The sequence below is a fragment of the Clostridium sp. CTA-5 genome, from assembly GCF_054768135.1.
The window spans coordinates 802,427-816,342 of record NZ_BAAAAT010000001.1 but is presented as its reverse complement, the minus strand read 5'-3'; the positions used below and the strand labels follow the sequence as shown (position 1 = coordinate 816,342).

Below are 13,916 nucleotides of genomic sequence, written 5' to 3'. Positions count from 1 at the left end.
TTAACATTTAAAAGAGGTGAATTTATGATTAAATATATATTTAAAAGAATATTGCTGCTTATACCGGTGCTTTTTGGAGTTTCTTTATTAGTATTTTTAGTAATGCATGTTTTTAGTTCTGATCCTACATCAATTATTTTAGGACAACATGCCTCTCAAGAACAAATTTTGGCTTTAAGAAAACAATTAGGATTAGACAATGCTTTATATATTCAATACCTTGATTTTATGAAAGGACTAATACAAGGAAATTTGGGTGATTCTCTTATTACTAAAACATCAGTTTCAAAAGAAATCTTTTCTAGATTTCCAGCTACTATTGAACTCGCTATTGTTTCAATAATTGTAGCTTCATTAATTGGGATAACACTTGGAATTTTTTCTGCTGTAAAGCAAAACTCAATTCTAGATTATATTTGTATGGGTGGTTCTTTAATTGGTGTTTCAATGCCTATATTCTGGCTTGGCTTAATTTTAATAGTGATATTTTCTGTAAATTTACACTTACTACCTGTTTCTGGGCGTGCTACTATCGGAATAGAACCTACAAGGATTACAGGCTTATATCTCCTAGATAGTCTAATAACAGGCAATATAAATTCATTTTTAGATTCTTTAAAGCACATGATGCTTCCTGTAATAGCACTCTCTTCATACTCAACAGCTATAATTGCCCGTATGACTCGTTCTACTATGCTTGAAGTCTTAGGACAAGACTATATAAGAACTGCACGATCTAAAGGGCTTATTGAAAATATAGTTATTATACGTCATGGACTTAGAAATGCCTTGATTCCAATTTCTACTGTAATAGGATTGCAACTTGGTTCCCTTCTTGGTGGTGCAGTTTTAACAGAAACAGTATTTTCATGGCCTGGAATAGGAAGTTATACAATTGATGCTATCTTAAAAGCTGATTATCCAGTTGTACAAGGAGCTGTAATTATAATGGCAATAATATTTGTTCTTGTAAATCTATTAGTTGATTTGCTTTATTCTTATATCGATCCCCGTATAAAATATTCTTAGAAGGAGGTTAAATTGTTATGGATAATAATTTAGCACAACAAAACTCTACTCCTTTAGCCGAAGTAGAGTTGGTAAAAAATACTAATTTTAATAGATTTAAAAATTTTATAGCACTCCTTATCTCTAATCGTGCTGCTCTTGCGGGACTAATTTTTATTATCTTAATAATTTTTATTGCTATATTCGGCAAACTTTTAATGCCATATAATCCTTATAATGGGGAAATATCAAATTCACTTCAAGCACCGTCACTTTCTCACTTTTTCGGCACTGATGAACAAGGAAGAGATATTTTTAGCAGAGTAATTGATGGAACTAAAATTTCATTAAAAGTAGGTCTTATCTCAGTCTCTATAGCATTATCTATTGGAATACTCGTTGGATCAATTTGCGGCTATTTTGGTGGAAAAATTGATATGATTCTAATGAGAATAATGGATATAATACTTGCCTTCCCTTCTCTACTTTTAGCAATTGCTTTTATGAGTGCTTTAGGTAAAGGTCTCGAAAAGGCTATTATTGCAATAAGTATAGTTACTATTCCTGAATATGCACGTATAATTAGAGGATGTGTTTTATCTGTACGTAATAGTGAATACGTGCAAGCAGCTAAAGCTATAGGAAATAATGATTTTATTATAATTTTTAAACACATACTTCCTAATATTTTATCTCCAATAATTGTTCGTGCTACACTAGGTATTTCTACTGCAATATTAGAAACATCTGCACTTGGATTCCTTGGACTTGGTGTTGAACCTCCCCTTGCCGAATGGGGAACAATGCTAGGTGCTGGTAGAAGTTATTTTTATAATGCTCCTCATATAATTTTATTTCCTGGTCTTGCAATAACTTTTACAGTTCTTGCATTTAATTTATTTGGTGATGGATTAAGAGATGCTCTAGATCCTAAGCTAAATTCATAGGGAGGATTGATTTAAATGTTACTTGATATAAAGAATTTAAAGACAGAATTTATAACAAAAAAAGGAACTGTAGTTGCAGTAGATGGTGTTGATTTTAATATAGATAAAGGAGAAGTGGTTGCTATAGTTGGGGAATCTGGTAGTGGTAAAAGCGTCACTTCCCTTTCTATAATGGGACTTCATTCTAAAAATGCTAAAATAAAAATTTCTGGTGAAATACTCTTTAAATCTGAAAATTTATTAAAAAAATCTGAAAAACAACTCCAAAGTTTACGTGGAAAACAAATATCTATGATATTTCAAGAACCTATGACATCTTTAAATCCTGTTTTTACAATTGGGAAACAAATTACTGAAGCAATTATTAGACATGAGAAATGTACTAAAAAACAAGCTAGAGAAAGAGCTATTGAAATGCTTAATCTTGTTGGTATTCCATCACCTGAAACAAGAATTAATAATTATCCTCATCAGTTAAGTGGTGGCATGAGACAGAGGGTTATGATAGCTATGGCATTAAGTTGTAATCCTGAACTTTTAATTGCAGATGAACCTACAACAGCACTAGATGTTACAATACAAGCTCAAATTTTAGAATTGATGATAAAATTAAAAGAAAAACTTGGCACTTCAATATTGCTTATAACACATGACTTAGGTGTTGTTGCCGAAATTGCTGATAAGGTGGTTGTTATGTACTGTGGAAAAGTCGTTGAAACAGCTTCAGTAAAGAATATCTTTAAAGATCCAAAGCATCCTTATACAAAAGGACTGCTGAACTCTATTCCTAAAATAGATGATGATGTTGAAAGATTGTTTATTATACCTGGCACTGTTCCTAATCCCCTAGAGCTTCCAACTGGATGTAGTTTTAGAGATAGATGTCCAAATTGTTTTGATAAATGTACTCATATAGAACCACCTTTAATCTCATTAGAAGATAGAAAAGTTCGTTGCTTATTATATAAAAAGAAGGAGGAAAAAGCCAATGGATAAATTAATGGAAATTAAAAACTTAAAAAAGTTTTTTCCTATTGCTTCTTCAGGATTTTTTCAAAATCCACAATATGTTAAGGCCGTAGATGATGTATCATTTGATATATATAAAGGTGAAACTTTAGGAATAGTTGGGGAATCTGGATGTGGTAAGTCTACTATGGGAAGACTTCTTGTTAACTTATTAGATTCTACTTCTGGAGAAATATTATTCGAAGGAAAAGATATCAATGAAATAAGAAAAAAGAATAGAAAAGATATAAGCAAAAATATTCAAATAATATTTCAAGATCCATATGCATCATTGAATCCAAGAATGAAAATTGGAGATATAATAAAAGAACCTATGAAAGTCAATAATATTGCAAATGGTCAAGAACTTGAAAAAAGAGTTAATGAACTTCTAGAATATGTTGGGCTTGCTCCATATCATAAAGATAGATATCCTCATGAATTTAGTGGTGGACAAAGGCAAAGGGTTGGAATTGCTCGTGCTATTTCTGTTAATCCAAAACTTATAGTTTGTGATGAAGCCGTTTCTGCATTAGATGTTTCTATTCAAGCACAAATATTAAATCTATTATCTGATTTGCAACATAAATTAGGATTCACGTATTTATTCATAGCACATGGATTAAATGTAGTTAAACACATTAGTAATAGAGTTGGAGTCATGTATCTTGGTAAATTGGTTGAGATTGGAGATGTAAATTCTCTTTATTCTACTCCTCTTCATCCATATACTAAAGCACTCTTATCAGCTATACCAATTCCTAATCCTGAAATAAAAAAAGAAAGAATTATATTATCTGGTGATGTTCCAAGTCCTATAAATCCACCAAATGGATGTAGATTTCACACACGATGTCCAAAATGTATGAATATTTGCAAAGAATGCGAACCTAAATTTATTGAGTTAGACAATGTTCATAAAGTTGCTTGCCATTTATATGATGAAAATAATAAAAATTAAGCTAAACGACTTTCTAATTTCTAATTGGAAAGTCGTTTAGCTTATATAATCTATTTTCACCTTTATTAAACCTAATTAAATGTTTAAGTTAACCTTAAATAATATAATTTAAGATACTATTTTTATAAAATTTTAGTATAATATACTAGAAAAATATATAAATAGATTTGAGGTATTATTAATGAGTTGTTTAGGAAATATTATTTGGTTTATTTTTGGAGGCTTTATTAATGCTATTGGATGGTTCTTTACAGGAATCATTTGGTGCATAACTATAGTAGGTATTCCTATTGGTCTTCAATGTTTTAAAATGGCTGGATTACAGCTTGCTCCTTTTGGAAAAGAAATTGTAGAAATAGATAATAGTGCTACAAGTTTTCTGTTAAATATATTATGGATTATATTTGGAGGACTAGCCCTTTGTATAGCTAATCTTATAAGTGCATTTTTCTTATGTATTACAATAATCGGAATACCATTTGCTGCTCAATCTTTAAAACTTGCTAAATTATCACTAATGCCATTTGGAAAAGAAGTTCGATAAACAAATAAGTGTATAAAAGTACAATATAAATTTGCACTTTTATACACTTATTCTATTAAACTTTTAATTTCATTTACAATTGTATTTATATTTTTTGATGTAGTATCTAATTTGATTGTATTCATTTTAGAATATAACATTAATCTCTCTAAACTTCTATTGATACTATCTTTTTCCCTTTTTCCATCTAATATATCTAACCCAACTCTTCTTATAAGTTCATTCTTAGAACATATCAAAGTTATTTTGTATAGGTAAAATGATTTGCTAACCAAATTGTCTAATATTAATTTCATAATTTCATCAGTATCAATAACCCAGTTAAACACTATATATTGAATAGATGAATTTGCTAAAAAACTATTTAACATATAAGATATATTTTTTATAACCATTTCTTTATTTTCTTCATTTACAGTAAAAGGATTAATCATCCAACACCAATCCCCATCAAGCCAAGCTGAATTAGGCAAAGCTTTATATAAACTTTTACTTACAGTAGTTTTTCCAACTCCCATAGTTCCATTTATTATTATAAGTTTCTTAATCATAATCACCCACTCTCACATTAACCTACTCTAATTTAAATATATAAAAAATAGGTTATGTTTTAGAATATGTATTTAATTTTTAATTTATTATAAATATATTTTATTTTTTATTCTATAGAATGTAAAGTTAAGATTAAAAGTTATTTTTAAAATATATATTATTGACGTTTAAAAATATATAAAAAACTTAGTTAATATTTTTGTAACAATTTTTTATAAAATTACTACTATAATTATATAGAGAAATTACATTATATTATTTGAATATAATTATATGGCACTATAGCCAAGCGGTAAGGCAGAGGTCTGCAAAACCTTTATTCCCCAGTTCAAATCTGGGTGGTGCCTCCACAATAAAAGTTAGTAAACTTGGGAAATTGATCTTGCTTACTAACTTTTTTGATTTTTATATAATACAATCATTAATTGAATATATTTAATAAACAACTAGTCCTATTATAAAAAGAATTTTAATTTGATATTCTCTAGCTCTCTTGTTCTTTTATAGATTTTGAGTATTTAAGAAAACCATCTTCAATATTAAGTTCTAAATACCCTCTTTCATTTAAATATTCAACATATGATTTAAGCATCCTTTCCAATATAAAATACTTATATTGTGTTCTTACTGGAATATTAAATTTTTTAACTACTGTTTTAAAAATTTCTTCAAATGTCATTTTTCCATATATAAGTTTGTATATACTTTTTGCTCTATTTTCATAAAAATCTATATTATCACTTATAAGTTTTTTAACTTTATTATGTTTATATATTCCTTTATGTGATACTATGTAATCATTACATTTAAGCTTATAAAGTTTTTCTTTACTTTTTAAATCCTCGCTTAATATAAGCGCATATGGCATTTTTGCACTTTTCATAACTTCGTAACTTATAAGCGCATCTCCTAAATACGCTACATTATCAGGAGTTATAATACATATATGTTCTGGACTATGACCTGGAGTATGAATAATTTTAAATTTAACATCATTAATACAAATTTCATTCATTTCATTAGAAATTGTAATATCAGTTTTACAAACCATATGTCCAAAATGTTTCTCCGCTTTTAGTAATGTTGGACTATTATAATAAAGCTTTAAATTAACATTAGACGTACATACAAGAGCTTCATATGCTGGCATAGAAATAATGCAATTGTATTTTTCTTTTAAATATGCATTATTACCTATATGATCAATATGAGCATGAGTACATAATATACTCTCCACTTTAAAATTGTTTTCACTCAAAATTTCATCAATACCTTCTCTTTCTTTTATCCATCCTGAGTCTAACATAATTATCTTCTCTTCAGTAATTTTGTAAAAAGGAATATTTGTCATTCCTGTATCTATACAAAATGTATTTCCTTTTACTTTTTTTATATTCATAAATTATCTTTAGTATTTCATATCTAAATAAAACTAAAATACTAAATACTCCTTTCTTAAATATATTACAAGATAAATTTATATCAAATTTAGTTTATAAGTATAATTATAACTTAATTACTAAAAAAAGTACTATATTAACTACTCATATGTATTAACAAATAAATTATTTATACTAAAAAAATTATAATTTAACTTATTAAAAAGATAATACGTTATTTAAATTCTGCTCTATATCCACACTAAAAAAGCTAGTAAGCTTAAGAATCTACTCTTGCTTACTAGCTGTACATTATATATTTTTGAAATTAAGATATTTCTTCTTTTAATGTTAAATTTTCAGACTCGTTTCTGTGATACCATAATATTGATATTATTGCACATACACCCATTAGATAAGGATAAAATAAATATTGCATTATAGCAAAAGGTGATATTGCTGCTAAGCCTGCAGCTGAAATTAATTGAGCTCCATATGGAATTATTCCTTGAAAAACACAAGAAAACATATCCATTATTCCTGCAACTCTTTTAGGTTCTAAATCAAATTCATCCGAAATATTTTTAGCTATTGGTCCTACAGTTACTATTGCTATAGTATTGTTTGCAGTACATATATCTACTAAACTTACTAAGGTAGCTATGCCAAACTCTGCACTTCTTTTATTTTTAAATCTCTTTAATCCCTTTGTCAATATATATTCTATTCCACCATTTTCTTTAATTAAAGCTATTGTTCCTGCTATTAATAAAGATATAATTATTAATTCACTCATTCCAGATATCCCTGTAGAAATTGATCTACAAAATTCTATAACGTCAAAACTACCATAAACAAATCCAATAGTTCCCGCAATAAATATTCCACCAAATAATACAATCATAACATTTAGTCCCATTAATGATGATGTTATAACTGCAATGTATGGTATAATTTTAATTATACTATAATCTAATTTTTCTACATCAATAACTGATGCACTTCTTGTTACTATTCCAAAAAGTATCGCCGTTACTATTGCCGCTGGAAGTACAATTCTAAAATTCATTTTAAACTTGTCCTTCATTTCACATCCTTGGGTTCTTGTTGCAGCTATAGTAGTATCAGAAATTATTGATAGATTATCTCCAAACATAGCTCCACTAACAACAGCTCCTACTGCAATTGCTACTGTTACCCCAGTTTTATCTGCTATACCAACAGCAATTGGAACTAATGCAACTATAGTTCCCATAGAAGTTCCAACTGAAAGCGCTATAAAACATGCAATTAAAAATAATCCAACAATTAATAAATTGCTTGGTAATATTGATAATCCTAGATTTACAGTTGAATCTACCGCGCCCATATCTTTTGCAACCTGAGCAAATGCTCCCGCGAGTATGAATATTAATATCATTAGAATAACATTATTATCTCCTGCACCTTTACAAAATATCTCTAATTTCTCATTTAAGTTCTTTCCTTTATTCATCATTAATGCTGTTATTGCTGATGCTAGAAAAGGAATTATTACTGATACTGCATACATATCTCCAGCTAACAAAGATACTCCAACATACACTATTAAAAATACCAATAATGGTAATAGTGCTTTTATACTTACTTCTTTTTTCATCGACACTCTCCCTATATTATTAATTTTAAGCAAAAAAGAAAAGCCTCAACCCATAGTGAAGCTTTATTTATATATTTATATATTCATATATTATATTAAACTTCTTATCTAACAGGATTTGGCACCACGCTTTTAATTTAAATAATTTTAAACATAAAAATGATAATTATTACTAAACTAGCAATAATTAAATTTAACTACTAAATTAAAGTAGGTTGCTGGGCTTCATAGGGCCAGTCCCTCCACCACTCTTGATAAGCTATTCTTTTTTAATAATTTTAACAATATAATTAAACAATGTCAATATAAACTTATACTAATTATAGAATATAAGTAAATTTAATAAAAATACCACAAAATTATCTCTAAATTTGTGGTATTTAAAATATATTATTTTCTAGAAAATTAAATTTTGTATTTTTCTAAATCATTTTTAAATGTTTCAGTAATTCCTTTAAAATCATATATATTATCTATAAGTTTCTTTATTTCATTAGTATAATTTATTACATTAGCACTTACTTCTTCCGAAGATGCTGAATTCTCTTGAGCAATAGCAGCGAGTGACTCTATACTATCATAAACATTAGATATAGAATGTGCTTCAGTATTTAACTTATTTATAGTTTCTATCATAGAAATAGCTACACTTTGCACAGATTTATTTGCTTCAAAACTTATGTTTCTGACAATACCTAAACTATCTGTTTGTTTTTCTAATAAATTATATTGAACTTCTATATCTTCTACTAAGGATTTGATTTCTTCTACAAATTGTTTTAAATTAGAGTTTATTTCTTCTACTGCATCTTTTGACTGTTCAGCTAACTTTCTTATTGATTCAGCTACAACAGCAAACCCCTTTCCCTGTTCTCCTGCTCTTGCTGCTTCAATAGAAGCATTTAAAGCAAGTAAATTCGTTTGTTCGGATATTCCTGAAACTATAGAAACTATACTAGTTATATTTTTTGCTTTTCCTTCAAGACGTGTACCTTTGTCTTTAACTTCGTTAAATGTATCTAAAGACTTTAAAATACTTTTACTAGTATTCTCTACATTTTCATAACTATTATTTATCTTTTCCATTGCATCTTCAAGTTGCGATTTATTAGTATTTTCATTTTCTACTATAAGTTTTAACGCTTGAATATTTCCATTAAGTGCTTGTACTGCATTATCTGTATTTTGTGCTTGCATAACAGCACCATTTGCAACCTGTTCAACAACTCCTCCTATTTCATTAGATGTATGATTCATTGAGTCAGAAATTATATTTATATTATTTACAAAAGTGTTCATTTCATCTGTAACACCTTTAAATCCAACAAAATCTGCTTGTATAACTTTTTTGTGACTTTTAAGTAAACTATATATATCTTCAAAAAAATCATTTGTTGTAACTTGTCCATCAATATTGTATTGATTATTTATAATTCTACTAATTTCTTCTTTTATTAAATTAGTAGGAGACATCATTAGTGAAACACCACAAAATGTTCCTATACCAGATACAATACTTCCAATTAATGCTTTAAATATATTATCTATACCTAACATAGGTATCATAACTATTGCTGATATTAAAAACGTAAATATTCCTGCTTTTAATCCAAAATTTTTAATAAATCCAAAGGAAAGTAAATTATTAAAAAAGTATTTTTTATTATAATATATATCTTTCTCAAAAGTAAGCTTAATCTTTAGTTCAGTATTGGTTCTTAATAATTCTTCTTTTTCTACTTTTTCACCAAAATACTGGCAAGATCCTTCTAGCATCCCAAGAAAATAATCAAACATTCCCCTAGAAGAACTATAACTAAATATAGCTTCCTTATTTGATATAGGCTCAATTAAAACTAAAGGTGGTTTTGCTCCCTTAAATTTTTTTGTCATTACTACATGAACATCAAACATAGATTTTAAAAATGAATATACATTATCATGTCTAAAAAATGCTGGATAATCTTTACTAAATGATTGTATATTGTCTTGTCCTATTTTTCTCCAAAGCATACCAACTTCCATATTTTGTTCCTTAGCTATATATGATATTATTTTTTTTACTTCTTGATCATTAATGTTTTCAATAGGTGAAAATATTTTATTACTTCCCCATCCAACATGATCCATTGCTTTATCAACAGTTGAATCTCCAAATAGTTTTCTATTAGTTCTCATCCATGTTGCAACAACTGTTCCTTTCATCACTAAATACCTCCTAATCTATTTACAAAGTAATAATTATTATTTCATTGTAACCTATATTAATTATACATCTTAATTATACAATAATATAGTTTTATTAGTAAGATAATATGATTATTTATAATTATATTATCTTACTAATAAAAAACTACAAACTCAAAGATATAAGCGTTAATGTTTATACATCTAATTTTTAAAATCTAATTAATAAAAATCTAACACAATAATGTATTTTTATAGTTAAATATTGATTTATAAAATTATACTATAACTATTTTGTTTTTTAACTTTTAGATATATTTTGTATTCTTTAAAATATATCTAAATTTTACTTTGTTACTTATTTATCTTTTATAATATTATACAAAAGTGTTTTAACTTTATATATTGTTTTGTGATATGTTATTGATAGTTATTGCTTTTTTTATTGTGTTTTTTAGTTTATAAAGGTATTGCACACTAACGTTTATATTTAAACAAAAATTAAAATCTTTAATAACAATTGTTTTAATACATACTAAGTTAAACCACATTTAAATTTTATTATCACATTCATTTTTACATTATTCCCATAGGAATTTAAATGGCTTATAATCAGAAATCCTTTCAAGTTTCCTCCACTTTTCTTATCCTAATACTATTATAATTATCTTAATTAGTAGTTAAATAGTATCTAATAAAAATATTACTAGGAAATTAATGAAGTTTAAAAAATAAATAATAAAAAAGAGTAAAACAACAGAGATTACGAATCGCAATCTCTGTTGTTTTTTAATAATTTAACATTTGTTTTGCTTCTTTGAAATAATACTTATTAATATCATCATAATTCCAACTAGTACATATACAAGTTTCCCAATTAGTACATTTTTAGGTAGTGAAAAAGCTGGCTCCACTATATCTAAAGATACTGGATAATTAGAATAGAAATTTCCTCCAAATAAATCAACTGCATATGGTAGTGAAACATAGTTTATAAGTATCATAACTACCATTAGTACAAAAATTATTCCTTGATGATATCTCCCACCAATCGTTCCTAATCCAAATACAAACAACATTGCTGGTAGCAGTGTTATAATTGTTGGAAATATAAAACTTCCAAAGTTAGTAAAATGAAAATTTATTTTGTAAAACCAAAGACTATATCCAATCGGTACAAGAGAAATTAAAATAAAAGCTATAATAATAGTTCCATAGCGTAACATTTGAAACTTAAATGGATCAATAGGAGTTGCTTTAGTTAAAACTTGTACTTTTTTTTCTTGTTTTGAATAAAGAAAAGATATAAAAAAGAGCTATGCAATAAGTAAAATTGGTAATATTTTACCAAGGTATACTCCATAGCTCCATCCAGAAAATGGTGCAGTATTTGCAACTCCAAGAATAATATCTCCACACATAACTTGATGACTGTATAAAGCAGAGATAATTAATATTCCTAAAAAAAATTTATTTAAAAGCAATCGTTTAAGTTCATATTTAAATAAGCTCATCAACATTCAAATCCTCCTCTTTAAGGCCACAAGCATCTAAAAAATCTTGCCATGCAATACTCTCTTTTTCTATTTTCTTATATAGATTAGCTAAAATTTTATCTAAATTATCTTCACCCCCAACCAATTGAGATGCTTTCAAAATTTGAAGTGGCTTTTTAGAGTATTGATCTATAACTCTATCACCCTTTAAAATCTCGGTGGCATATTTTTCTGGTAGTATGTCTAAATATTCAGGATGTCTAATATAAAAATTACTATTTTGGTCTTTTATATGCTTCTTCCATTGATCCACATAATTTTTTTGAACATATTCTTCCCCATATTTTTCTTTCATCACTCGATAAGTAGTATATACAGTAAGTGCTTCTCCAGAATCTCTACATTTTGGTCCCCACCATTGATGAGTAATTTCATGAGACAGCACTTCACCTCTAGATGCTCCCTTTGATTTATCACTTAGATTTTCATCACTAAAATAAGTTTCTGACATAGTACTAAAATTTGGTAACGCCATTCCACCATTAAAGAATGCTGTGTTTTGTACTATTTTAAGTGGGCTAGTTTCAGAAGTATTATAAAGTTTACCATAATGAGCAGTACAATAATCAACTGTATCTTTCATCATCTTTTCAGCATTCATATTTTTCATATTATTCTCAAATTTACTGCTATAGTAGAATTCTATTGGCATATATTGGTTTCCCAACTTCTTCATGACATAATCCCCAGCCATTAAAGAAAAAGATGTACCATCAACATGAATAAACCATGTTTTATTATTTCCATCCTCAGAGAGTAGCTTCACTGTATCACCAGTTTTATTTGCTACTAGATCGTCATTTACCTTTTGAGCTGGGTCCACAACTGGTATAAGACCATCAGGCATAGTAATCTTAGCTGTGATCTGAGTATTATCCTTGCTTTTTGCAACTCTGAGTCCTGGAAAAAGTTTATAACTAGGCAAATCTATATATTTATCACTGATATTAGTAGTATCAACTAGCTTATCACTGAACTCTTTATCAATTTTAGGCATACCTTCATATTCTATAAAAACTTTAATTTCCTTATCATCGGGTAAGATAAACGTAATATCCCTCGCATCACTAATATTTGAATCTTTAAATAAAACCTTTTTCCCATTTACTATAATAGTATGAAGAGTATATCCTTGCCTCATTCTAAGTTTGCATTCTTGCTCACTACTACTTAGATTTTGAAGAGAGTAAGTTGCCTTTCCTGAAAGGCTCCCTTTACTAGTATCAAATGAAATTTCAGCATCAGTATTTGATAATTCGAGTTGTCTATTTATCCACTCTGAATCATCAACTTCAGAGTCTTCATAATAAACATATGGTTGATTTTTGTAAGCATAACATCCATTGCTGATTAGTGTCACAGCTAAGAATGGAATATAAACTTTTCTTAAATTACGTATAATTGACCACAATAATCCTTTTCCATACTGGCGAACACACAGTAACCCAATTAACCAAAATCCACCCAATAACAAAAACCAAAATAAACGATTATGTTGCATTAACCGAAATACCATTGCATTACTGAAATCATCTGAAAGTTCTGGTACAGATGGTTTTATCCAATGTAAAATGTTGTTCTCATCAAACCATTTACTGAAACTTATAAACATAAAAGTAATAAATGCTACCATACTAAGATCTACACGATAAAAAATTTGATAAAATGCAGAAGCTACTAAAATTGATAGAAGAATTGAAGGTAACATCAATAAAAAAAAACTATTAAAGTAAGTATATGAACTAAAAATATTCCTCATTTTCAAAAATGTATATGGAAAATATGCTATTGTTGTAACAGTAACACTAACAATAGCGACTATTGCTAGTGAAATTAATCTTACTATATTCATAATTAAAGGTGATGCAATGCTATCCATTAACACTCCAATCTGATGCTTGCGTACACGATTAAATTCTAATAAGGTTAAAAATGCAAATAAAATTCCCCCTTCAAGTGCTCCAGCAACACATGGATTTCCAATTAAATCACCAGATAAAGTTGAAAATTCTGTAGTTTTATATATCTTATATCCTGACATTGGGCAAATCATAGTAAGTAAAATAATTAATTTAACAGTTTTTGAGTGAAAAATACGATTCAATTCAACCTTTAAATAAAGACAAAATCCCATG

General features: G+C 27.6%; 12 protein-coding genes, 1 tRNA gene and 1 riboswitch. Of the genes, 6 read left to right on the top strand and 7 right to left on the bottom strand.

All coding sequences use genetic code 11. The features are described from left to right. Positions 1-24 precede the first annotated feature (24 nt). From ACYUET_RS03815 to ACYUET_RS03795, 5 genes are all read left to right on the top strand, one after another. Positions 25-1,029: an ABC transporter permease gene (locus tag ACYUET_RS03815; protein ID WP_460277914.1), complete on the top strand. Its 1,005-nt coding sequence runs from the start codon at positions 25-27 to the stop codon at positions 1,027-1,029. 17 nt (positions 1,030-1,046) lie between these two features. Beyond that, a complete protein-coding gene (gene nikC, locus ACYUET_RS03810) occupies positions 1,047-1,955 on the top strand; it encodes a nickel transporter permease (protein WP_460277913.1) in 909 nt (302 codons plus the stop codon). Positions 1,956-1,970: 15 nt separating this feature from the next. Further along, the gene (locus ACYUET_RS03805; protein WP_460277912.1) at positions 1,971-2,951 is read left to right on the top strand and encodes an ABC transporter ATP-binding protein; all 981 of its coding nucleotides are present in this window, start codon (positions 1,971-1,973) and stop codon (positions 2,949-2,951) included. Further along, a complete protein-coding gene (locus tag ACYUET_RS03800; RefSeq protein WP_460277911.1) occupies positions 2,944-3,924 on the top strand; it encodes an ABC transporter ATP-binding protein in 981 nt (326 codons plus the stop codon). Before ACYUET_RS03805 ends, ACYUET_RS03800 begins: the two co-directional genes overlap by 8 nt. A gap of 181 nt (positions 3,925-4,105) precedes the next feature. Beyond that, positions 4,106-4,468, top strand: coding sequence for a YccF domain-containing protein (locus ACYUET_RS03795; RefSeq protein WP_460277910.1), 363 nt, complete (start codon positions 4,106-4,108; stop codon positions 4,466-4,468). 47 nt (positions 4,469-4,515) lie between these two features. Here ACYUET_RS03795 and ACYUET_RS03790 read toward each other — a convergent pair whose 3' ends face one another. Further along, complete coding sequence (locus ACYUET_RS03790; protein WP_460277909.1) at positions 4,516-5,019, bottom strand: AAA family ATPase; 504 nt, start codon at positions 5,017-5,019, stop codon at positions 4,516-4,518. Between the two features lie 276 nt (positions 5,020-5,295). On the opposite strand from ACYUET_RS03790, the gene ACYUET_RS03785 reads away from it, so the two are divergent. Beyond that, positions 5,296-5,370: transfer RNA gene (locus ACYUET_RS03785), tRNA-Cys, on the top strand. A 134-nt stretch (positions 5,371-5,504) separates the two neighbouring features. Here the strand turns inward: ACYUET_RS03785 and ACYUET_RS03780 are convergent. The 6 genes from ACYUET_RS03780 to ACYUET_RS03755 all read right to left on the bottom strand — a co-directional run bounded on the left by ACYUET_RS03780 (position 5,505) and on the right by ACYUET_RS03755 (position 13,915). Further along, positions 5,505-6,419: an MBL fold metallo-hydrolase gene (locus ACYUET_RS03780; RefSeq protein ID WP_460277908.1), complete on the bottom strand. Its 915-nt coding sequence runs from the start codon at positions 6,417-6,419 to the stop codon at positions 5,505-5,507. A 308-nt stretch (positions 6,420-6,727) separates the two neighbouring features. Next, on the bottom strand, positions 6,728-8,038 hold the full coding sequence (locus ACYUET_RS03775) for a Na+/H+ antiporter NhaC family protein (protein ID WP_460277907.1): 1,311 nt from the start codon (positions 8,036-8,038) through the stop codon (positions 6,728-6,730). A gap of 101 nt (positions 8,039-8,139) precedes the next feature. Then, positions 8,140-8,299: riboswitch (SAM riboswitch) on the bottom strand. 144 nt (positions 8,300-8,443) lie between these two features. Further along, complete coding sequence (locus ACYUET_RS03770) at positions 8,444-10,243, bottom strand: heme NO-binding domain-containing protein (RefSeq protein WP_460277906.1); 1,800 nt, start codon at positions 10,241-10,243, stop codon at positions 8,444-8,446. A 779-nt stretch (positions 10,244-11,022) separates the two neighbouring features. Next, on the bottom strand, positions 11,023-11,451 hold the full coding sequence (locus ACYUET_RS03765; protein ID WP_460277905.1) for a hypothetical protein: 429 nt from the start codon (positions 11,449-11,451) through the stop codon (positions 11,023-11,025). 90 nt (positions 11,452-11,541) lie between these two features. Continuing rightward, positions 11,542-11,739 (bottom strand): hypothetical protein, encoded by a 198-nt coding sequence (locus ACYUET_RS03760; protein ID WP_460277904.1) that lies wholly within the window; start codon positions 11,737-11,739, stop codon positions 11,542-11,544. Then, positions 11,726-13,915 carry a M1 aminopeptidase family protein gene (locus ACYUET_RS03755; protein WP_460277903.1) on the bottom strand — a complete coding sequence of 730 codons (2,190 nt, stop codon included), beginning with the start codon at positions 13,913-13,915 and terminating at the stop codon, positions 11,726-11,728. Before ACYUET_RS03755 ends, ACYUET_RS03760 begins: the two co-directional genes overlap by 14 nt. Between the last annotated feature and the right edge of the window lies 1 nt (position 13,916).

Excerpts from the sequence above, each read along its gene's own strand:
- ACYUET_RS03815 (WP_460277914.1), top strand. The coding sequence starts at position 25 with ATGATTAAATATATATTTAAAAGAATATTGCTGCTTATACCGGTGCTT.
- nikC (WP_460277913.1), top strand. The coding sequence starts at position 1,047 with ATGGATAATAATTTAGCACAACAAAACTCTACTCCTTTAGCCGAAGTA.
- ACYUET_RS03805 (WP_460277912.1), top strand. The coding sequence starts at position 1,971 with ATGTTACTTGATATAAAGAATTTAAAGACAGAATTTATAACAAAAAAA.
- ACYUET_RS03800 (WP_460277911.1), top strand. The coding sequence starts at position 2,944 with ATGGATAAATTAATGGAAATTAAAAACTTAAAAAAGTTTTTTCCTATT.
- ACYUET_RS03795 (WP_460277910.1), top strand. The coding sequence starts at position 4,106 with ATGAGTTGTTTAGGAAATATTATTTGGTTTATTTTTGGAGGCTTTATT.
- ACYUET_RS03790 (WP_460277909.1), bottom strand. The coding sequence starts at position 5,019 with ATGATTAAGAAACTTATAATAATAAATGGAACTATGGGAGTTGGAAAA.
- ACYUET_RS03780 (WP_460277908.1), bottom strand. The coding sequence starts at position 6,419 with ATGAATATAAAAAAAGTAAAAGGAAATACATTTTGTATAGATACAGGA.
- ACYUET_RS03775 (WP_460277907.1), bottom strand. The coding sequence starts at position 8,038 with ATGAAAAAAGAAGTAAGTATAAAAGCACTATTACCATTATTGGTATTT.
- ACYUET_RS03770 (WP_460277906.1), bottom strand. The coding sequence starts at position 10,243 with ATGAAAGGAACAGTTGTTGCAACATGGATGAGAACTAATAGAAAACTA.
- ACYUET_RS03765 (WP_460277905.1), bottom strand. The coding sequence starts at position 11,451 with ATGTTACGCTATGGAACTATTATTATAGCTTTTATTTTAATTTCTCTT.
- ACYUET_RS03760 (WP_460277904.1), bottom strand. The coding sequence starts at position 11,739 with ATGAGCTTATTTAAATATGAACTTAAACGATTGCTTTTAAATAAATTT.
- ACYUET_RS03755 (WP_460277903.1), bottom strand. The coding sequence starts at position 13,915 with ATGGGATTTTGTCTTTATTTAAAGGTTGAATTGAATCGTATTTTTCAC.